The organism is Streptomyces sp. NPDC042002 (genome assembly GCF_055588305.1).
The window spans coordinates 268,375-285,826 of sequence record NZ_JBVJCT010000002.1 but is presented as its reverse complement, the minus strand read 5'-3'; the positions used below and the strand labels follow the sequence as shown (position 1 = coordinate 285,826).

Annotated in this window: 21 protein-coding genes and 1 riboswitch; of the genes, 7 read left to right on the top strand and 14 right to left on the bottom strand. The window is 70.5% G+C overall.

Features of this window, described 5'->3' with window-relative positions:
- Positions 1 to 16: 16 nt before the first annotated feature.
- The 7 genes from ACZ6KY_RS04015 to ACZ6KY_RS03985 form a co-directional block, all read right to left on the bottom strand.
- A complete protein-coding gene (locus ACZ6KY_RS04015) occupies positions 17 to 1,228 on the bottom strand; it encodes an LLM class flavin-dependent oxidoreductase (RefSeq protein WP_469308725.1) in 1,212 nt (403 codons plus the stop codon).
- Positions 1,229 to 1,300: 72 nt separating this feature from the next.
- Positions 1,301 to 1,417 carry a putative leader peptide gene (locus tag ACZ6KY_RS04010; RefSeq protein WP_469308724.1) on the bottom strand — a complete coding sequence of 39 codons (117 nt, stop codon included), beginning with the start codon at positions 1,415 to 1,417 and terminating at the stop codon, positions 1,301 to 1,303.
- 110 nt (positions 1,418 to 1,527) lie between these two features.
- Positions 1,528 to 2,301, bottom strand: a complete 774-nt coding sequence (locus ACZ6KY_RS04005) for a GNAT family N-acetyltransferase (protein WP_469308723.1) — start codon at positions 2,299 to 2,301, stop codon at positions 1,528 to 1,530.
- A gap of 91 nt (positions 2,302 to 2,392) precedes the next feature.
- The gene (locus tag ACZ6KY_RS04000; protein ID WP_469308722.1) at positions 2,393 to 3,412 is read right to left on the bottom strand and encodes an ABC transporter substrate-binding protein; all 1,020 of its coding nucleotides are present in this window, start codon (positions 3,410 to 3,412) and stop codon (positions 2,393 to 2,395) included.
- 204 nt (positions 3,413 to 3,616) lie between these two features.
- Positions 3,617 to 4,381, bottom strand: coding sequence for an amino acid ABC transporter ATP-binding protein (locus ACZ6KY_RS03995; RefSeq protein ID WP_469308972.1), 765 nt, complete (start codon positions 4,379 to 4,381; stop codon positions 3,617 to 3,619).
- Positions 4,382 to 4,479: 98 nt separating this feature from the next.
- The gene (locus tag ACZ6KY_RS03990; protein ID WP_469308721.1) at positions 4,480 to 5,484 is read right to left on the bottom strand and encodes an amino acid ABC transporter permease; all 1,005 of its coding nucleotides are present in this window, start codon (positions 5,482 to 5,484) and stop codon (positions 4,480 to 4,482) included.
- Between the two features lie 168 nt (positions 5,485 to 5,652).
- On the bottom strand, positions 5,653 to 5,787 hold the full coding sequence (locus ACZ6KY_RS03985) for a hypothetical protein (RefSeq protein ID WP_469308720.1): 135 nt from the start codon (positions 5,785 to 5,787) through the stop codon (positions 5,653 to 5,655).
- Positions 5,788 to 5,945: 158 nt separating this feature from the next.
- Positions 5,946 to 6,092: riboswitch (SAM riboswitch) on the top strand.
- Here ACZ6KY_RS03985 and ACZ6KY_RS03980 point away from each other — a divergent pair.
- Together ACZ6KY_RS03980 and ACZ6KY_RS03975 are read left to right on the top strand one after the other, a co-directional pair.
- Positions 6,050 to 6,196, top strand: coding sequence for a putative leader peptide (locus ACZ6KY_RS03980; protein WP_469308719.1), 147 nt, complete (start codon positions 6,050 to 6,052; stop codon positions 6,194 to 6,196). (Overlaps the previous riboswitch by 43 nt.)
- A 111-nt stretch (positions 6,197 to 6,307) precedes the next feature.
- Complete coding sequence (locus ACZ6KY_RS03975; protein WP_469308718.1) at positions 6,308 to 7,105, top strand: glutathione S-transferase C-terminal domain-containing protein; 798 nt, start codon at positions 6,308 to 6,310, stop codon at positions 7,103 to 7,105.
- 164 nt (positions 7,106 to 7,269) lie between these two features.
- Here the strand turns inward: ACZ6KY_RS03975 and ACZ6KY_RS03970 are convergent, their stop codons facing one another.
- On the bottom strand, positions 7,270 to 7,542 hold the full coding sequence (locus tag ACZ6KY_RS03970; protein ID WP_469308717.1) for a hypothetical protein: 273 nt from the start codon (positions 7,540 to 7,542) through the stop codon (positions 7,270 to 7,272).
- A 179-nt stretch (positions 7,543 to 7,721) separates the two neighbouring features.
- On the opposite strand from ACZ6KY_RS03970, the gene ACZ6KY_RS03965 reads away from it, so the two are divergent.
- The gene (locus ACZ6KY_RS03965) at positions 7,722 to 9,143 is read left to right on the top strand and encodes an MFS transporter (protein WP_469308716.1); all 1,422 of its coding nucleotides are present in this window, start codon (positions 7,722 to 7,724) and stop codon (positions 9,141 to 9,143) included.
- Positions 9,144 to 9,671: 528 nt separating this feature from the next.
- Here ACZ6KY_RS03965 and ACZ6KY_RS03960 read toward each other — a convergent pair.
- Positions 9,672 to 9,887 carry a hypothetical protein gene (locus ACZ6KY_RS03960; RefSeq protein WP_469308715.1) on the bottom strand — a complete coding sequence of 72 codons (216 nt, stop codon included), beginning with the start codon at positions 9,885 to 9,887 and terminating at the stop codon, positions 9,672 to 9,674.
- 10 nt (positions 9,888 to 9,897) lie between these two features.
- Here ACZ6KY_RS03960 and ACZ6KY_RS03955 point away from each other — a divergent pair, with 10 nt between their 5' ends.
- Positions 9,898 to 10,515 (top strand): expansin EXLX1 family cellulose-binding protein, encoded by a 618-nt coding sequence (locus tag ACZ6KY_RS03955; RefSeq protein ID WP_469308714.1) that lies wholly within the window; start codon positions 9,898 to 9,900, stop codon positions 10,513 to 10,515.
- 71 nt (positions 10,516 to 10,586) lie between these two features.
- Here the strand turns inward: ACZ6KY_RS03955 and ACZ6KY_RS03950 are convergent, their stop codons facing one another.
- The 5 genes from ACZ6KY_RS03950 to ACZ6KY_RS03930 form a co-directional block, all read right to left on the bottom strand.
- A complete protein-coding gene (locus ACZ6KY_RS03950) occupies positions 10,587 to 11,831 on the bottom strand; it encodes a PP2C family protein-serine/threonine phosphatase (RefSeq protein ID WP_469308713.1) in 1,245 nt (414 codons plus the stop codon).
- Between the two features lie 91 nt (positions 11,832 to 11,922).
- Positions 11,923 to 12,681: an IclR family transcriptional regulator gene (locus ACZ6KY_RS03945; RefSeq protein ID WP_469308712.1), complete on the bottom strand. Its 759-nt coding sequence runs from the start codon at positions 12,679 to 12,681 to the stop codon at positions 11,923 to 11,925.
- A gap of 460 nt (positions 12,682 to 13,141) precedes the next feature.
- Complete coding sequence (locus ACZ6KY_RS03940) at positions 13,142 to 13,600, bottom strand: MarR family winged helix-turn-helix transcriptional regulator (RefSeq protein ID WP_469308711.1); 459 nt, start codon at positions 13,598 to 13,600, stop codon at positions 13,142 to 13,144.
- 61 nt (positions 13,601 to 13,661) lie between these two features.
- Positions 13,662 to 14,021 carry a DUF6204 family protein gene (locus tag ACZ6KY_RS03935; RefSeq protein ID WP_469308710.1) on the bottom strand — a complete coding sequence of 120 codons (360 nt, stop codon included), beginning with the start codon at positions 14,019 to 14,021 and terminating at the stop codon, positions 13,662 to 13,664.
- Between the two features lie 141 nt (positions 14,022 to 14,162).
- Positions 14,163 to 14,522 carry a hypothetical protein gene (locus ACZ6KY_RS03930; protein ID WP_469308709.1) on the bottom strand — a complete coding sequence of 120 codons (360 nt, stop codon included), beginning with the start codon at positions 14,520 to 14,522 and terminating at the stop codon, positions 14,163 to 14,165.
- Between the two features lie 511 nt (positions 14,523 to 15,033).
- Between ACZ6KY_RS03930 and sigK the strand changes: the two genes are divergently transcribed.
- From sigK to ACZ6KY_RS03915, 3 genes are all read left to right on the top strand, one after another.
- The gene (gene sigK / locus ACZ6KY_RS03925; RefSeq protein WP_469308708.1) at positions 15,034 to 15,627 is read left to right on the top strand and encodes an ECF RNA polymerase sigma factor SigK; all 594 of its coding nucleotides are present in this window, start codon (positions 15,034 to 15,036) and stop codon (positions 15,625 to 15,627) included.
- Positions 15,627 to 16,373 carry an anti-sigma factor gene (locus ACZ6KY_RS03920; RefSeq protein WP_469308707.1) on the top strand — a complete coding sequence of 249 codons (747 nt, stop codon included), beginning with the start codon at positions 15,627 to 15,629 and terminating at the stop codon, positions 16,371 to 16,373. Before sigK ends, ACZ6KY_RS03920 begins: the two co-directional genes overlap by 1 nt.
- Before the next feature lie 203 nt (positions 16,374 to 16,576).
- Positions 16,577 to 17,422, top strand: a complete 846-nt coding sequence (locus ACZ6KY_RS03915; RefSeq protein ID WP_469308706.1) for an MIP/aquaporin family protein — start codon at positions 16,577 to 16,579, stop codon at positions 17,420 to 17,422.
- Positions 17,423 to 17,452 lie beyond the last annotated feature (30 nt).

The window sequence follows — 17,452 nt, the reverse complement described above, 5'->3', positions numbered from 1 at the left end:
CGGGGGTCCTTCCGGCTCAGGCGGTCGTGGCTGCGTAGCGGTTCGCGGGGCGGCCGAGCCCGAGCAGTCCGCGCAGGGTGTCGGCCTCGTAGGCGTTCCGGAAGACGTTCCGGCGCTGGAGTTCGGGCACGAGGCCGCGGGTGATCGCGGGAAGGTCGTGTCCCACGACGGCGGGCCGCAGCCGGAAGCCCGAGAGCCCCGCGGCGGACAGCTCCTGGAGGAGATCGGCGAGCTGGGCGGGCGTCCCGGCGAAGATGCGCGCGTCGCTGGTGTACGGCTCGCCGGCCAGCGCGTCCAGTCGCTCCCGGCGGGCCTCGGCGGCCCCCGGATCGTCGTCCAGGAAGACCACCAGGTCACCGAAGACGTGCACGGTGTCGCCGGCCCGGCCGGCCGCGTCCTGTTCGGCGCGGATCTCCTGGACGACGGCGCGGGCCTGGTCGGCGTCGTGCGGCGTGACGTAGCCGACGTCGGCGGACCTGGCCACCAGCCGGTACGGGATCGTCGCGTGGGCCAGGGCGGTGACGACCGGCTGGCCCTGTGGCGGCCGGGGGGTGATGGAGGGTCCCTTGACGCTGAAGTGACCGCCCTCGAAGTCGATGTAGTGCAGCTTGTCGCGGTCGATGAAGCGGCCGGTCGCGACGTCCCGGATCTCGGCGTCGTCCTCCCAGCTGTCCCAGAGCCTGCGTACGACCTCGACGTAGTCGGCGGCCTCGTCGAAGTGGTCGGCCACCACTTCCTGTACGGCGGGGGTGTCGTAGTCCTCGAAGCGGATCGGCGGGACCGTCCGGCGTCCGAAGTGCGCGGCCTCGTTCTGGCGGGCGCTGATCTGCACGCGCAGGCCCGCACGGCCCAGGCTCACATAGTCGAGAGTGGCGATCGCCTTGGATATGTGGAACGGCTCAGTATGCGTGGCCACCACGGTCGGAACCACGCCTATGTGGTGGGTCAGCGGCGCGATCCGCGACGCGATGAGGACGGCGTCCAGGCGGCCACGGACCTGGTCGGTGCGGCCGTCCGGTCCGTACGGCGAGGAGGACTGGAGGCCGAGTCCGTCCTCGATGGTCACGAAGTCGAGGAGACCGCGCTCGGCCTCGGCGACCAGGCCGGTCCAGTAGGCGGCGGTCAGCAGTTCGCGGGGGCGGGCCACGGGCTCGCGCCAGGCGGCCGGGTGCCAGCCCGCGCCGTCCAGCGCGACGGCGAGGTGCAGGGGTGTGGGTGACGAGGACACGGAGGTGCCTTCCTGATCGACCGTACGAGGAAGCCCGCCCCGGCGAGCGGGGCGCGGCTGCGTGGGAACGGGTCAGGGGCGACAGAGCGCGCCGGCGACCCGCAGCAGATCGATGTGCGGCCGGCCGTACAGGTGCAGGCGGCGGGGTGAGAGCGGCCTCGGCACGCGGCGGCGGGACACGCGACGCATGTGCCCCACCTCCGCCCCTTCGGCCCGGTGCTCCGGGGTTCCTGGTCCGCCCGGACCTCGCGGGTCCCCGACGGGGCGCCACGCGGTCCTGGACAACCACAACCGCACGGCTATGCCCTTTCTTCCTGCTGCCCGGCTTCTTTTTGCCTCTCGTACGCGGTCTGCTCCCCACCGGGCGTGCGGACCAGCACGAACCGCGTCCGGCGGCGCAGGGTGAACCCGATCGACTCGTACAGCCGGATCGCGTTCGTGTTGTCGGCGGCGGCGTGCAGGAAGGGGATGTCGCCGCGTTCCCTGATGCCCGCCGCGACCGCGCGGACCAGGCGCGTGGCCAGGCCCCGGCCGCGGTGGCCGGGATGGGTGCACACCGCGCTGATCTCGGTCCAGCCCGGCGGGCGCAGGCGTTCACCGGCCAGGGCGATCAGCCGACCGTCCTCCCGGATGCCCAGGTAGGTACCGAGTTCGACGGTGCGGGGCAGGAAGGGGCCCGGCCGGGTGAGGGCGATCAGGTCGAGGATCTCGGGCACGTCGGCGGGGCCGAGCCGTACCGCTTCGGGCGCGGGCTCGGTTTCCAGCGCGGTGGCGATCAACTGGACGCCGTAGCCGCTCTGTTCGGTCGCCCAGCCGTCGGGGACGGTCTGGACCGCGGTGACCGGGGTGACCGCGCCCGGACCGGCGAGTTCGGCCAGGTCGTCCCACGAGCGGGGGTCGGCGGGGTCGGCGAGGGCGGTGAACGGGGACATGTCCGTGGGATAGCGGGCGGCCCGGCCGACGCGCTCGGCGAGGTGGGCGTGCGGACCGGTCAGCGCGGCCCACGCCGCGTTGTCGAGGATGTGCGGTGCGGCTGGGCTCGGGGAGAGGGCGGGGTGGACGCTGGTGGACATGGCGGTGCGGGTTCTCCGTATCTGGAACGCGGCCGGACGCGCCCCGGGACTCCGCCGCGGCGCCGCGGAGTCCCTTGAGGTGGGCGCTGGTTCAGGAGTTGTCGAGCGGCAGGCCGGGCGGGTTGACCTGGGAGGTGTCGACGGCCTCGTTGGAGAGGTTGTAGGCGGCGAGCCACTTGGCGTACTGGCCGTTCTTGATCAGGTGGTTGATCGCGTCGGCGATGGGCTTGGCGAGCCCGCTGTCCTTCTTGGTGGTCGCCGCGATCAGGCCCTGGAGCGTGGCACCGGCCCCGGAGAACGTGCCCGCGCTGCGGGTCGGGTTGGGCGACTTGGCGGTCTGCGTGACGTGGTAGGCGACGCCCGGGTTGGCGGCGAAGTAAGCGTCGATCTTGCCGCCCGTCAGCGCCAGGTTCACTGCGCTCTTGCTGGCGTAGTGCTTGACGGTGAGGGTCTTGCCCTCCTTCTTCAGCTTCGTCTGCCACTCCAGGAGGATCTTCTCCTGGTTGGTGCCGTTGTCGACGGCGACGGTCTTCCCGGCGAGGTTCTCGTAGTTGCCGTCGAAGTTCCAGGTGCTCTTCTTGAGCACCTCGAAGCCGACGTTGTCCTTGCGGTAGGAGGCGAAGTCGTACTTCTTCTTGCGCTCCTCGGTGTCGGTGATGTTGGCGAAGGCCACGTCGACCTTGCCGCTGTCGACACCGACGAACATGTTCTCCCAAGTGGAGTTCCGGAGCTCGGGCTTGAGGCCGAGGACGGCGGCGATCAGGCGGCCGAAGTCGGGCTCGGCGCCGGTGAGGGTCTTCTGGTCCTCGCCGACGTACGCCAGCGGCGGGAAGCCTTCGGGCAGGGCGCCCACGCCTATCTCCAGTTTGCCGCTCTTGCTGACCGACGAGGGAAGCTCGGCGCTGATCGACTTCACCTCCGAGACCTTGAGCGCGGTCGGCTTGGCGGCCCCGTTGGACAGCTGTCCCACGGTGACCGTGCCGGCGGCGTCGGTCGTGGTGGCGGCGTCGCTGTCACCCCCGCACGCGGCGAGCCCGGCGGCGAGGGAGGCGACGGCCGCGGTGGCGGTGACGCCGCGAAGAATTCTGCTGTTCAGGGGGAGGGTGCGCATGGCTGTCCTTGTCGGGTGTGTGCGGTGAGGGTGTGGGGGCGCGGTCCCGGCGGGCCGCGAGATCAGGTGATCGTGCGTGACGGCGCACGGTGGAGGGCGAGTTCCGGGGTCTGCGCTGCGCGCTGCGTCGCCGAACGGATGCCGGCGGTCGCGGGCGGAGGCCGGTGGCGACGATGCCTCGCCGTCCCGCCGTCGGCGCGCTGGTCAGAGGACCTTGCTCAGGAAGTCCCGGGTGCGCTCCTGCTGCGGATGGTCCAACACCTGCGTGGGCGGTCCCTGTTCGACGATGCGGCCGCCGTCCATGAAGACGACCCGGTCGGCGATCTCGCGGGCGAAGCCGACCTCGTGGGTGACGATGACGAGGGTGGTGCCGCTGCTGGCCAGATCCTTGATGACGGCGAGCACCTCGCCGACCAGTTCGGGGTCGAGCGCCGAGGTCGGCTCGTCGAAGAGGATGACCCCCGGACGCAGGGCGAGGGCGCGGGCGATGGCCACCCGCTGCTGCTGTCCGCCCGACAACTGCCGTGGGTAGGCACCGGACTTGTCCGCGAGCCCCACGCGGGCGAGCAGATCGCGCGCCAGTTGCCGGGCCTCGGGCTTGGACAGTTTTCCGGTCGCCACCGGAGCCGCGGCCACGTTGTCCAGCACGGTCAGGTGCGGGAAGAGATTGAAGTTCTGGAAGACGAACCCGATGCGGCTGCGCTGGCCCCGGATGACGCGCTCGCTGAGTTCCTTCAGACGGTCGCCGTGCCTGCGGACGCCGATGAGCTCGCCGTTCAGGCTGACATGGCCGATCTCGGGCTTCTCCAGGTGGTTGATGACCCGCAGGAGGGTGGACTTCCCGGATCCGGAGGGTCCGAGGATGACCGTGACCTCTCCGGGCCTGACGGTCAACTCCACTCCGTCCAGGACCTGGTGGGCGCCGTACCACTTGTGCACGTCGTGCACCTCGACCGCGGCCGGCTGGATCCCGAGCGCTCCGATGGCCTCGTCCGCCGGAGTCGTCCCCGCGGCCTGGTCCTCCGGTTCCGTCCTGTCCTTCACCGTCGTCTGACGCGCTTCGCCGGTCATATCGCCGTCTCCCTCCGGACCCGGGCGCGCACGTCGCGCAGACCGTTCCGCACTTTCTGCAACGGGGTCGGCGGCAGGGTGCGCAGCGCGCCCCGCGAGTAGTACCGCTCGACGTAGAACTGGATGACGGACACGACGCTGGTGAGGATCAGGTACCAGGCGGTGGCCACGAGGAGCAGCGGCACGATGTCGCCGGGATAGGTACTGCCCATGCTCTGCACGGTGCCGAACAGGTCCATCAAGGAGACGTAGAAGACCAGCGAGGTGCCCTTGATGAGGCCGATCAACTGGTTCACGTAGTTGGGGGTGATGGAGCGCAGCGCCTGCGGGAAGACGATCTTCGCGAACTGGTACCGCTTCGGCAGGCCGAGGGCGGAGGCCGCTTCATGCTGGCCCTGGTCGACGGAGAGCAGGCCGCCGCGCACCACTTCGGAGGCGTACGCCGCTTCGTTGAGGCTGAGTCCGACGACGGCGACGGCCATGTCGGTGGCCAGGTGGGACTCGTCGAAGGTGAAGAAGGCCGGGCCGAACGGAACGCCTACGCTCAACGTCCGGTACAGGGCACTGAAGTTGTACAGGAACAGCAGGACCACGATGAGTGGTACCGACCGGAACAGCCAGGTGTAGACCCAGCTCACCGCGCGGAGCACCGGACTCGGGGAGAGCCTGGCCAGAGCGAGCAGGATGCCGCCCAGCAGTCCCAACACCGCGCTGTAGGCGGCTACTTCGAGGGTGATGAGCAGGCCGTCGAGGATCGTCGGGCGCAGGAACCAGTACTGGAATCGGTCCCACTGGTAGAAGGGGTTGGTGACCAGGCCGTGGGTGATCTGGGCGACCAGCACGAGCACGACGGCCGTGATGATCCAGCGGCCGGGACGCCGGAGGGGAAGGACCCGCTGGGCCGCGAGGGGCTTCGGCGTGGCGGGAACGTGCGGACGGGGGATCGCCTCGGCGGGCGGCGCTGATCCAGGGGACACAGCTATGCCCGGAGATTCACTCATGGAGAGCTCCAGCGGATTCGGACACCCCGGACCACGGCGAGCGGCAGCCTGACGCGGAGCCGGAACGGCTCGGCGCGAAAGACGCATGGGTGCACGTGGAACGGGGGCTGGACGGAGAAGGGGCGCACCGCGACAGCGGTGGTCGTCAGAGATTCGGAAGAAGAGCCGTCAGCCCTGGCAGAGGGAGCGGCACGTGCCCGTACACAGCGCGCTGTTGACGCGCAGCAGGTCCACGGAGCGGTCGGCGCACAGCACATCGCGGCCAGGGCGCCGCCATGCGGCCGTCCCGTCAGCTGCGTGCATCGCCGTCACCATTTCTCTTCTCCGGTTTTGAGGCATCCCGTTGTGCGCCGCACGTTAGGCCCGCCCCGAAAAGAATGTCAATGCGGGTGACCACCAGGTGAGACCGCGTTGTCGGCCTTCTTGACTGCGCAACAGGTCGCACCGAGACTGGCGTGGACGGTCACGATTGTCAGCGCCCACGGTGCGGGTTCACCCCCGCTCCTGTGGTCATCGGCCCCGGCCCGCTGACAGGCAACCCTTCCACCGCGACGGGGTGCCCCGGGTGACGACCGGGTCCCGCCGGTGTGGCGGGACAAGCGTGGTCTCGCGTCTCGCGAGCCCTGGAGTCGGGACCGGTGGGGAATTGCCCAGGAACGGTTTGACGAGGCGCCTGCACATCGATCTGTTGCGTGTCTCCAGCGCTTACTGACCCGTAACCGGTCCGTTCGATCCGGACCGGTGCGACAAGCGCAGTCAATCCGCATTCGGCCGCTGGCGCCCACAAGGCGGCGGTGGCTTCCTCGTTCCCCAAGGGAGAGTTATGCCCGAGACAGCTTCGCGCACTTCCGGTACAGCCAACTCGCGTCCCTGTGACCAGATTTCGTTCCCGTCGGACCTTCGCCTCGGCCTGAAGGGGGCGGCGGCACCGTCCGCGCTCCCCCACAGCGTCCACAGCCGTATCGGTGTCGGCCTGGCCGGCGGCTTCTACCCGGCGCCGCACCGCTACGAGCTGTATCTGTCGGAGAGTTGTCCCCTCTCGCTGCGTATCGCGATCACCCTCGACCTGCTCGGCCTGAAGGACTCGGTCGCCACCACGATCCTGGCGCACCCCGCCGGGACACCCGACGCCTTCGCCTCACTGCGCCGTGCCTACGAAGCCACCGAGCACCACTACGACGGACCGCTGACGGCACCCGCGCTGTGCGACCGCTGGAGCGGACGCATCGTCAGCAACCACACGCCCGACATCCTCCGCGATCTCGCCGGGCTGCTCTCCGGCCACACCACGGGCCACCCTTCCACGCTGTGCCCGCCGGCCCTCACCGCTGACATCGAGGCCCTGCGCGACCTGCTGGACCGCGATGTCACCCCGTCCGCCCAGCCCTCGGAACTCTCTGCGGCCCTGGAACTGCTGGACTGCCAACTCGCCACACGGCCTTACGTGTTGGGCGACGACCTGACGGCCGCGGACGTGGACGTGTGGGTGGCGCTCACCCGACTGGGCCCGGCCGACATCCTCCGGCCTCACCCCCGGCTGCGGGACTACGTACGCCGGCTGGGCGACCACCCCGCCTTCCGGGGCGGGACCGACGCGGCGCCCGTGGCCGCCGACGCCTGATCCCGGCGGAAGCGAGGGAGAGTCCCACTCGGCTCATCTGCCCGACCGGGTGTGCGGTCGTCGAAGCGGTCAGCCCGCATGTCGACGGCCGTCCTCCCGATGGCGGGGTCCTCCCGCGGCAGGCTGAGCGGAGAACCGGACGCCGGGCCCGGCGTCCGGACCGTTCACTCGCGCGGAACCAGGACGATGCTCACGCCCTTCAGGGTCGAGGTCCACTGCCGGCCCTGGTCAAGGACCTCGCGCCCCGAGCCCAGGATCTGGTCCTGGATGATCAGCGCCGACGCGCGGAGCTCCTCCCACGGCTCCGGCACGTCGAAGGCACGCCGGGACCGCTCGACGGAGCCGACCAGAGCACGGCAGGCCGCTTCCACGTCAGCGACGTTCTGGCCGGCCGATCCGACTCCCTCGATCGACCACGTCATCCACAGGCGCCCCATGACAACACCCTGTCCCATCCCCGGAACCAACGCATGCCCGCTGCACAGAACGCGGGCGATCGCCGAGACGGTCCACCGGTCCGCCCCCGTCCACGTGCGGTCCGTCGGCGTTCGGCGCACGCTATGAGCGTACGAGCGCGGCACGCACACCACACGTCCGGCGGCCAGAAGGAATGACGATGGCTGAAACAGGCCCGTCGAGACGGCCGTCGGCGGCACAGCGCCGGGTTCTCGCCCCGCTCGCCCTCGCCCAGTTCATCTGCAGCTTCGCCGGCTCCAACATGAACGTGATGATCAACGACATCAGCGAGGATCTCGACACCACCGTTCAGGGCGTGCAGACCGCGATCACGATCTTCCTGCTCGTCATGGCCGCGCTGATGATTCCCGGCGGCAAGCTGACGGACCGCTACGGCCGGAAGCGCTGTTTCCTGGCCGGCCTGTCGGTGTACGGGGTCGGCGCCCTGCTGAGCGCCGCCTCCCCCGGCCTGGGCGTCCTCATCCTCGGCAACTCGATCCTCGAAGGCGTCGGAACCGCTCTGCTCATCCCGCCCGTCTACATCCTCACGACGCTCCTCTTCCAGGACATGACCTCCCGTGCCCGAGCCTTCGGAGTCGTGATGGCGCTGGGCGGCATCGGCGCGGCGGCGGGCCCCCTCATCGGCGGGCTCATCACCTCGTGGATCAGCTGGCGGGCCGCCTTCGTGTTCCAGGCCCTGGTCATCGCACTGATCATCGTGCTGAGCCGGCACATCGAGGACCCGCTCCCGCCGGATCCGACACGCCCCTTCGACACCGTCGGAGCCGTCCTCTCGGCCACCGGCCTCGTCCTCATCGTCATGGGCATCCTGGCCGCCGACAACAACGTCTGGCTGATGACCGGCCTGCTCGCCCTGGGTGCGCTGACGCTGCTGTGGTTCTTCCGCTCCGTGCGCGCCCGCGAGGCGGCGGGCAAGGAACCGCTGCTCTCCACCAGCCTGTTCCGCAACCGCACGTCCAACCTCGGCCTCATCACCCAGAACATCCAATGGCTGCTGCTCATGGGGTCGTCGTTCACCGTGGCCGCCTACCTCCAAGTGGTACGCGGCTACGACGCCATCGCGACCGGCGTCATCTTCACCGCCGCCACCCTCGGTCTGCTCGCCACCTCCCTGGCCGCCGAACGTCTCGCCGAGCACCGCCCCCAACGCACCCTCATCATCGCCGGATTCGTCGTCACCATCGCGGGCGTCATCGTCCTGATCGCCATGGTGAACAGCTTCGCGAGCCCCTGGGCCTTCGCTCCCGGGCTCCTCCTGGTCGGGCTGGGCCTGGGCGTGATGCTGACGCCGTCGGTGAACATCGTCCAGTCGAGCTTCACAGAGGACCGGCAGGGCGAGATCTCCGGCCTGTCCCGCAGCGTGTCGAACCTCGGCTCCTCGCTGGGCACCGCGGTCGCCGGCACCATCCTCGTGGCCGGCTTCACCACCCGTTCCTATGCCGCGGCCATGGTCACACTCGCCGTCCTCGGCCTCCTCGGCCTCACCGCCGCGGTCCTCCTTCCCAGGACCACCGTCAGCACACGCGGCGTGGTGGGCACCCGGGCACGGAACGACACCTGATTCCCCGGACGGACACCGAACCAGCCTTACGGCAAAGGCGGTTCCGACGTCCCGCGGCAGAGAACCCGGCCCTCACCATCAGCAAACGCAGACTCCGGGAGGCGGTCGCGCGCGGTCGGCCTCGCCCTGCCGAAAGGGGACCGGGGTGCCGGACCGGGCCCGGGGCCAGAAGCGGATTCGGCGCATACGGTCGACGTGACCCCGTCAACGCGTCTTCCGTAGTAGACATGACCCGCCCGCAACAGACCGGGACGGACCTCGTACGGGGGTTGGGCGCGGCCTTCGGCGACTCTCACTCCCCCGGTCGAGCGCCGGATGGACACGAGCGGCAACCTTTTCGGCTCCCGCGGCCACTGATGGACACATCATCGGCTCGATCCCAGATCCCCCTCGGAAACGGATACGCATGAAGGACACGAGGCAGGCCGCGCGGCGCCGCAGGCACCGGCTCAGACTGTTGACCGTCACCCCGATCGCACTGATCGCGGTGGGTGCTCTCGTCTTCCTGGTCGTGGCGTTCCGCCCTGATCACAAAGCGGACGCCGGGCACACCGCGGCCTCGGCCGTCGCCGGTTCCCGAGGGACCGCGACTCCCGACCAGGGGCATCCGGCCGGATCCGCGTCCCCGACGGCCACACGGTCGCCGAGCTCGACGAGCTCGCCTGCTTCCGCGAGCGCGGCGGCCGATGCCACCACCGCACCGGCGCGACCGTCGGCCTCGAACACGTCTCGAACCGTGTCCACGGCGGCTTCCTTGGCGGGACGGATCCGCCCCGGGGTCGGCTACCGGGGAGTGGCCACCACCTACGACGCCGGGACCGGCGACGGCGCCTGTTCCTTCGGGCCGAGCGACGACCTCATGACCGCCGCGATGAACCACACCGACTACGAGACGTCCAAGGCGTGCGGGGCGTACGTCCTTGTCCGGGCGGCCGACGGCGCGACCGTCACCGTGCGGATCACCAATGAATGCCCGGTGGGCTGCGCCCCAGGGCAGCTCGACCTCAGCGCACAGGCGTTCGCCCGGCTCGCGAACCCCTCGGCCGGACGGATACCGATCACATGGAAGCTGCTGAGCCCCAGCACCTCCGACACGATCGCGGTCCGGTACAAGACCGGGTCCAGCCGCTGGTGGTGCGCGGTCCAGGTGATCGGCCACCGGAACCCGGTGGCCCGGCTCGAACTGCGCACCACCGGCGGGTGGCGGCAGTTGCCCCGTACCGACTACAACTACTTCCTCGCCGACAACGGCGGCGGATGCGGCGGCGCGATCAGGATCACCGACATCTACGGTGAACGCCTGACCGTCAGCGGGATCGCGCTGCGACCCGACACCGTGCAACCGACGCGGGTCCAGTTCGCCCGGCACTGACCCGTTCCGAAGGGTGTGCCGGCAGTCGCGCCCAGGGACACAGCTGATGTGCGGGTGACACCGCCAAAGGGCTACTCCGCGACCCGGCCGCAGCGCACACCCGCGCCCGCGGCGGACGGCCGGGGCGGGGACGGGACGGTGACAGAGCCGCCCCCCGTGACGACCGCGGGTGCCGGGGCGGGCACCGCCGGCTTGCGGAGCAGGAGCAGGGCCGCGTCGTCGTGCAGACGGCCGCCCACATGGGCCTGGAGCTCGGCGTCGAGCGCGGCGAGGGTGGACGCCGGCTCGTCGGACACATGCCGTGCCAGCCCTTCGGCGAGGGGGTAGAACTCGCGGCCGTGGTCGCGGGCCTCGGTGACCCCGTCCGTGTAGAGCAGGAGCTGATCGCCGTCGGCCAGGGGCAGCACCTGGAGGCTCGGGCTCTCCCCCGTCAGGGCCCGCAGCCCGAGCGGCGGAGCGGGGTTGACGGGGTCGACCGACGCGACGCTCCCGGACGCGCGCACATGCAGCGGCGGCGCGTGCCCGCAGTTGACGACCTCCAGCCGGCCCGGCTCCGGGTACCCGGCGACCACGGCGGTCACGAAGTCGTCGTACCCCAGGTTCCGCGCCAGGCTCCGCTCGATCCTGCCGACGACGGCGAGGAGATCGGGCTCGTCGTAGGCGGCCTCGCGGAAGACACCGAGCACGAGCGCGGCCGTACCCACCGCCGGCAGGCCCTTGCCGCGGACGTCGCCGATGATCATCCGGACTCCGTACGGTGTGGGCACCAGCGCGTAGAGATCCCCGCCGATCCGGGCCTCCGCGGCGGCGGCGCTGTAGCGGACGGCCACCTGGAACGGTCCGACGTTCGGCGGTATGGGCGCGAGTACGGCGTGCTGAGCCGCCTCCGCGACGGAGCGCACGGCCGCGAGGACCCGCTCCCGGCGCCAGCGCAGCGTGCTGGCCAGGGCGCTGGCCAGGGTGACGGCCGCCAGGGCGGACAGGACGGCCGCGAGCTCGCCGCCCGGGACACCGTCGCGGGTGCCGAGCACCGCGCTCACGGCCGCGGCCAGAAGACCGACGCACAGAACTCCGTACGGCCGGCTGGTGGTGGCCGCCAGTGCGGGTCCGGCGGCGAGCAGCGGAAGCCAGATCACTCCCGCTCCGCCGGCCAGGTCCACGAGCACGATGGCGCCGACGACCAGTAAGGGCAGCACCGGCGTGCCGAAGGCGAGGTGGGCGGCGCGCTTGCGGACCGCCGCCCCGGAACCGGCTCCTCGGTTCGTGAACGTCCGTTTCGGCCAGTGCTCGCTACCGTGCTCTCGGGCCTGACTCATGTTCGTCCGCAGTCCTCACCTGGGTTCATCAATGAAATGTCCGATTGATACAGGAAAGACGTTCGAGGCGTTCGACACAAGCGCGGGGATTTCAGATAGTGAGCGACAGGCTCCTGGTCACCCGGTTTGCGGTCGGGATCAGTCGCGTCAGGACTTCCTCGAGCCGGGGCAACCGTTCGGCGGGGAGTGAGACGCCGAGCGAGCCGAGCGTGTCCCCGCTGTAGACGGGTACGGCGACGCAGACCGTGCCGAGGGTGTACTCCTCCAGGTCCGTGACGGCAGGGGCGATGGGCGACGAGGCCAGGCGCCGCAACAGTTCCGGTCGGCTGGTGATGGTCCGCGGTGTGAGGTCGGCGAGGGTGTGCCGGGAGAGGTAGTCGTTGCGGGACTCCTCGTCGAGCGCGCGCAGTACGGACTTGCCCAGCGCGGTGGCGTGACCCGCGTCCTCGAATCCGACCCAGAGGTCGACCCGGGGTGCCCGGGGCCCGTCGACGATCTCGGCGACCCTGATCTCGCCCTCCTCGTAGAAGGTGAGGTAGGCGGCGCTCGCCAGTTCGTCGCGCAGAGCGGCGAGCGTGGGGCGGACCCGGCTGAGCAGCGCCTGCCCGCGGCCCTGGCTCTGCAGCGTCTGCATCTTGTCACCCAGGATGAATCCACCGTCGTCAAGTTTGCGTATGTATCCGTCGTGGACGAGGGTCCGCAGCAGGTGGTAGGCGGTGGCGAGAGGCAGCTCGGTCTCGCGTGCCAGCTGTTTGGCGGGCGCGCCGTTCTCGTGCGCGCTCACCGCCTCCAGCAGGCGGAAGGCCCGCTGAACGGAGGTGATGAGCGTCGGCCCGTCGCGAGCTCCCATGCCCCCAGCGTGCGCCGAGGTCACGAGACAGGCAAGGCGTCACAGGTCCCGCCGCCACGCCGGCGCCCCCGCCCGCGGCACGGTGCTGCGGAGCGACACCACGGAGTGACGAACTCCAGACGGCACCCCTCACCCCCGACTGTCGCCACGTACGACACCGCCGCCTCGCAGGACACCGACCTCATGGGCCGCCGCCTTGCGGGACACCGTCTCTTGGCACCGCCGTCCGCGGCACGGTGCTGCGGGACAACATCTCGGGGTGACGGACTCGAAACGGCACCCCTCACCCCGGCCGCCACCACGTACGACACCGCCGCCTCACCGAACACCGGCCTCATGGACCGCCGCCTTGCGGGACAACGCCTCTTGGCGCCGCCACCTCGCGCGACCTCATCGCGCGGGGTGCCGGTCTCGGTCAGATCGCCTCGCGGGACGCTGCCGAGACCGGCGGCGGCACGGTTCAGGAGCCGCCGGGCCCGCGCCGGGCGAACCCGGTGCCGCCGAGGCGGCCGAGGAGGCCGGCGAGCTGTGCCGACTCCTCCTCGGTCCACGGCGGCTCGGCGAAGATCTCCTCGGCGACCTGTTCGGCGGTGACGCGCATCTCCGCCAGCCGCTCCCGACCGGTCTCCGTCAGCGCCGCGTAGGCGACCCGTGCGTCACGGGCGTCCGCGTCCCGCCTGACCAGGCCGATGCGCTCCAGGGGTACGAGACCCCGGGTGACACCGGAGGCGGTCAGCCCCAGCGCCTCGGCCAGATCCACCCGGCGCATACGGTCGCCCGGGGCCTCGGACAGACGCAGCAGCAGCGTGAAGTCGGCCAGGCTCACCCCGTGCAGTCCGCCGAGGCTCGCGTCGAACCGCTTCACCAGGGCGGCCTGTGCCCGCACCAGGCGCAGTGCCGTGTCCAGTCCCCTACTCATTGACACCTCCTTGACTACTCAAGCATATCCGGAACACAAGTGACCCGTGCAGCACAAGGGATCAGGGGGTGGTCTGGGCGATGGCCCGCCGTTGCCGCTTGCCGAGGGGGGCCTGAGAGAGATCCTCCCCCTGGGATTTGAGTCTCTTGAAGCCGTAGCCGCGCTCGGTCAGCCAGGCTGTCGCGGCGGCCTCGGCCCGTTCGGCCGCCTCCAGGATGTCCTCCTCCGCCTCTCCCGAGTCCAGGAAGCGGAAGGTGAAGGCCGGCCGGGCGGCCACGTCGTAGCTGAGATGACCCTCGGGGGTGAAGGCCGCCCGCAGGACGTCATGCTCTGCCGCGCGGGCCAGAAGCCCGGCACGCTGGTCGGCGCTGAGCCCGTCGAAGACACCGCGAACGGTGATACGGAAAGTGCGTGTGGTCATCGGGCGAGCCTAACCAACGGGACCGGCCCCGTTCCACCGCGTTTCCGGCGCGCTCACCGTCGGCGCATGCAGCTTCGGAATCGCGGGGGCGGACCGGGAGCGGGATGGCCGCTCCCGGTCCTTACCCCTCGACCGGAACGCTCAGTGCTTGTGGTCGTGCTGGTTGCAGTCCCAGTGACCCTTGACCCACACGTGGTCCCAGTGGCCGGGAACGTAGACCCACTTCTGCATCCAGCCGTGGCTGTGATGGCCGTGGTGCCAGGTGTCCTGGTGGACCCACTTCTTGACCCAGTGTCCGGGCACCCACTTGTTCTCCCAGTGGCCCTTCTTCCACTCGCAGCGGTCGTGGTGACCATGGTGGACAGCGGTCGCCGACGGCGTGGGCGAAGGCGCCGTGGTCGCGGCGGCGGAACCGGACAGACCCAGCGCGGCCCCGCCGGCCAGCAGGCCCGTCGCGGCCGCACCGGCGAGCAGGCGCCGGGTGCTCATGCGTGTGGTCATCGGACTCACCTCCCTCGAAATGTGATGGACGTGCACAACGGGAGCCGATGTCACGGGAGTTCGCGCCGAAACAGTCGGTACGTTCCAAGGCCCTCGATGTGCGGGACATAAGGTATTCGAAGCGACGAAAGGTATGTATGAGGATAGACCTCAGTAAGTTTTCGCTACGAGTTTTCGGGAGAAGCCGGACAGGGCCCGTTCCTCGCGTGCCGAGCCTCGTGGCCCCGCACCCGGCACATCGCGGCGCGCTCGGTTCATACGAGAGGCGGGGTGGCTACGAATACATGATGTCGACGCCCGTCGCCTCCGCGGCCCCGGACGCTGACGGCACCGGCCGACGCGGCGTTCCCGCCGCGGTGACCTGCACAGTGACCTGCTCGGCGACCTGTCCGATGACCCGCGCACCCCGTCGTCGGACGGCCGCGTCGCACTGCGGAGGAGACCGCCGCGACGGAGAGTCGAGCCGGGACGGTTCAGGCGAGAAGGAAGCAACGGACGGATTCTGTGAGTGATGCCCAAGACCGGCCAGGACGGACACGGTTCGCGACAGCGCACCTCGGCGGACGCGTGGCTGGACGCCCGGCTCAAGCGAGCGGCGGAGGGCGACCACGACGCGTTCGCCGATGTCTACGACGCCCTCGCGCGGCCGGTCAAGGGCCTGATCTGCCGTGTGCTGCGGGACGAGGCTCAGGCCGAGGAGGTGACACAGGACGTGATGGTGGAGATCTGGCGGACGGCGGACCGCTTTCGACCCGAACTCGGCACCGCCCGGGGATGGGTGCTCACGCTCGCGCACCGACGGGCCGTGGACCGGGTGCGGTACGTCCAGGCCGACACGGCGCGCGAACGGCGCAGCGCGCTGCTCGCGGAGGACCGGCCCTTCGACGAGGTGGCCGAGACGGTGGAGCGGCACGAGGACCACCATCGCGTCCAGCGCTGCCTTGCCGCCCTGGAGCGGCATCAACGCGTACCGCTGGTGCTCGCCTACTACCAGGGCATGACCTACCTGGAGGTGGCCGCCTGCCTGGCCACTCCGGCGGGCACGGTGAAGTCCCGGATGCGTTCCGGGCTGCGCCTGCTCCGCAGGTGTCTGGAGGTCAGGTGATGACGGCCGCCGAAGACCCGCACCAGCTCGTCGGGGCGTACGTACTGCACGCCCTGCCGACGGCCGAGGAAGCCTCCTTCGAGAACCATCTGGCCGGCTGTGCCGACTGCCGGGACGAGGTGGCGGAGCTGTCCGAGGTAACCCTGCGACTCGCCTCGGCCGAGGAAGCGGAACCCTCCCCGGAGCTGCGCCGGCGCGTCCTCGACCAGATCGCCCGCACACGCCAGGAGCGCCTTCCGCACGGCCTTTCGCGCGGCCTTCCGGTCCGGCAGCGGGCGCTGCGCCTGGCCCTGGCCGCGTGTCTGGCCCTGGCCGCCGCGCTCGGCGGCCTCGCCACATGGCAGCACACCCAGGCGGACGAGGCGCGCGCCGAGGTCGCGGCCAGGAAGGCACAGGCCTCCGCCCTCACCGACGTCCTCACCGCCCGGGACGCCACGATCAGCACGCGGAAGCTGGCCAACGGAGCCGACATCAGCGTGGTCGCCTCCCGCGCGCAGGGCCGGGCGGCCTTCATCGCCTCGGGCCTGCCCCGCCTCGGCCATGACCAGGTCTACGAACTCTGGTACGCCGCCAAGACCGGCGGCCTTCGCCCGGCGGGCCTGGTCCCCGGCTCAGGCGGGGGGCACGCGCGGCTGCTCCACGGATCCCTGGACGACGTCAGCGCCGTGGGAATCACGGCCGAACCGGCGGGTGGATCGCGACAGCCGACCAGCGAGCCGCTCGGCATCGTCACGGTGCCGGCCTGACGCCTCCCGCACCCGCGCGGACGGCATCGAGGGGAGTCGGTTCCATCGATCCCTCAGCCGACCGGCCTCTCCGCCACACGGAGCACCAAAACAGGATATTTATCTTTTTAATGCGCTTCCCTCTTGATCATTCTATGCTGATGTGTGGGAGGGCTCGGGCGGCGGTCAACGGCCGGTCCTGGACCGGCGGGAAGTGGGCTTCCATGGCTGAGTGGTTTAAAAAGTCGGGGCTCATCGGCGAAGTGTCCGCCGAGTTCCTCGGCACGATGATTCTCATCCTCTTCGGGTGCGGCGTGGTGGCCCAGGTGGTCGCCGGCGGCGCGCTCACGACGCCACCGGGCGGTCTGGGAAACCACGACAGCATCGCGTGGGCGTGGGGCATCGGCGTCACCATGGGCGTCTACGTCGCGGCACGGCTGAGCGGCGGGCACCTCAACCCCGCGGTGACGCTCGCCCTGGCCACGTTCAGGGGATTCCCGTGGCGCAAGGTGGCGCCCTACGTGGTGGCCCAGACGCTCGGCGCCTTCGTGGCGGCGCTGATCGTGCGCTGGAACTACACGGACGCGCTGGCGAAGGCCGACCCCGGGCACACCATCAAGACCCAGGGCGTCTTCTCCACGCTGCCCGCCAACGGCAACCCGAACCTGCCGGTCCACGAGTGGGGCGCGTTCCGCGACCAGATCATCGGCACCGCGATTCTGCTGCTGGTGATCATGGCCGTCACGGACCTGCTGAACACCCCTCCCGGCGCGAACCTGGGCCCGTTCATCGTCGGCCTGCTCGTCGTGGGCATCGGGATGGCCTGGGGCACCCTCGCGGGCTACGCGATCAACCCGGCCCGTGACTTCGGTCCCCGGCTGGCCAGCTTCCTCACGGGATACGGAGGGGCATGGCGAGATCAGTACGGGAACTTCTACTTCTGGGTGCCGATCCTCGGTCCGTTCATCGGTGGCGTGCTCGGCGCCGGCATCTACAAGCTCTTCGTCGGCCGCTTCCTGCCGACGGCCGAGGCCGAACCGGCGGGACGCGTCCCGCCGTCCCAGTCCTGACTCCCGCAACACCCACAGCAGAGGCGGCAA

Bases quoted from the DNA above. Each gene is read 5' to 3' on its own strand.
- ACZ6KY_RS04010 (WP_469308724.1), bottom strand. From the start codon at position 1,417: ATGCGTCGCGTGTCCCGCCGCCGCGTGCCGAGGCCGCTCTCACCCCGC.
- ACZ6KY_RS04005 (WP_469308723.1), bottom strand. From the start codon at position 2,301: ATGTCCACCAGCGTCCACCCCGCCCTCTCCCCGAGCCCAGCCGCACCG.
- ACZ6KY_RS04000 (WP_469308722.1), bottom strand. From the start codon at position 3,412: ATGCGCACCCTCCCCCTGAACAGCAGAATTCTTCGCGGCGTCACCGCC.
- ACZ6KY_RS03990 (WP_469308721.1), bottom strand. From the start codon at position 5,484: ATGAGTGAATCTCCGGGCATAGCTGTGTCCCCTGGATCAGCGCCGCCC.
- ACZ6KY_RS03985 (WP_469308720.1), bottom strand. From the start codon at position 5,787: ATGCACGCAGCTGACGGGACGGCCGCATGGCGGCGCCCTGGCCGCGAT.
- ACZ6KY_RS03975 (WP_469308718.1), top strand. From the start codon at position 6,308: ATGCCCGAGACAGCTTCGCGCACTTCCGGTACAGCCAACTCGCGTCCC.
- ACZ6KY_RS03970 (WP_469308717.1), bottom strand. From the start codon at position 7,542: ATGGGGCGCCTGTGGATGACGTGGTCGATCGAGGGAGTCGGATCGGCC.
- ACZ6KY_RS03965 (WP_469308716.1), top strand. From the start codon at position 7,722: ATGGCTGAAACAGGCCCGTCGAGACGGCCGTCGGCGGCACAGCGCCGG.
- ACZ6KY_RS03950 (WP_469308713.1), bottom strand. From the start codon at position 11,831: ATGAGTCAGGCCCGAGAGCACGGTAGCGAGCACTGGCCGAAACGGACG.
- ACZ6KY_RS03945 (WP_469308712.1), bottom strand. From the start codon at position 12,681: ATGGGAGCTCGCGACGGGCCGACGCTCATCACCTCCGTTCAGCGGGCC.
- ACZ6KY_RS03940 (WP_469308711.1), bottom strand. From the start codon at position 13,600: ATGAGTAGGGGACTGGACACGGCACTGCGCCTGGTGCGGGCACAGGCC.
- ACZ6KY_RS03935 (WP_469308710.1), bottom strand. From the start codon at position 14,021: ATGACCACACGCACTTTCCGTATCACCGTTCGCGGTGTCTTCGACGGG.
- ACZ6KY_RS03930 (WP_469308709.1), bottom strand. From the start codon at position 14,522: ATGACCACACGCATGAGCACCCGGCGCCTGCTCGCCGGTGCGGCCGCG.
- sigK (WP_469308708.1), top strand. From the start codon at position 15,034: ATGCCCAAGACCGGCCAGGACGGACACGGTTCGCGACAGCGCACCTCG.
- ACZ6KY_RS03920 (WP_469308707.1), top strand. From the start codon at position 15,627: ATGACGGCCGCCGAAGACCCGCACCAGCTCGTCGGGGCGTACGTACTG.
- ACZ6KY_RS03915 (WP_469308706.1), top strand. From the start codon at position 16,577: ATGGCTGAGTGGTTTAAAAAGTCGGGGCTCATCGGCGAAGTGTCCGCC.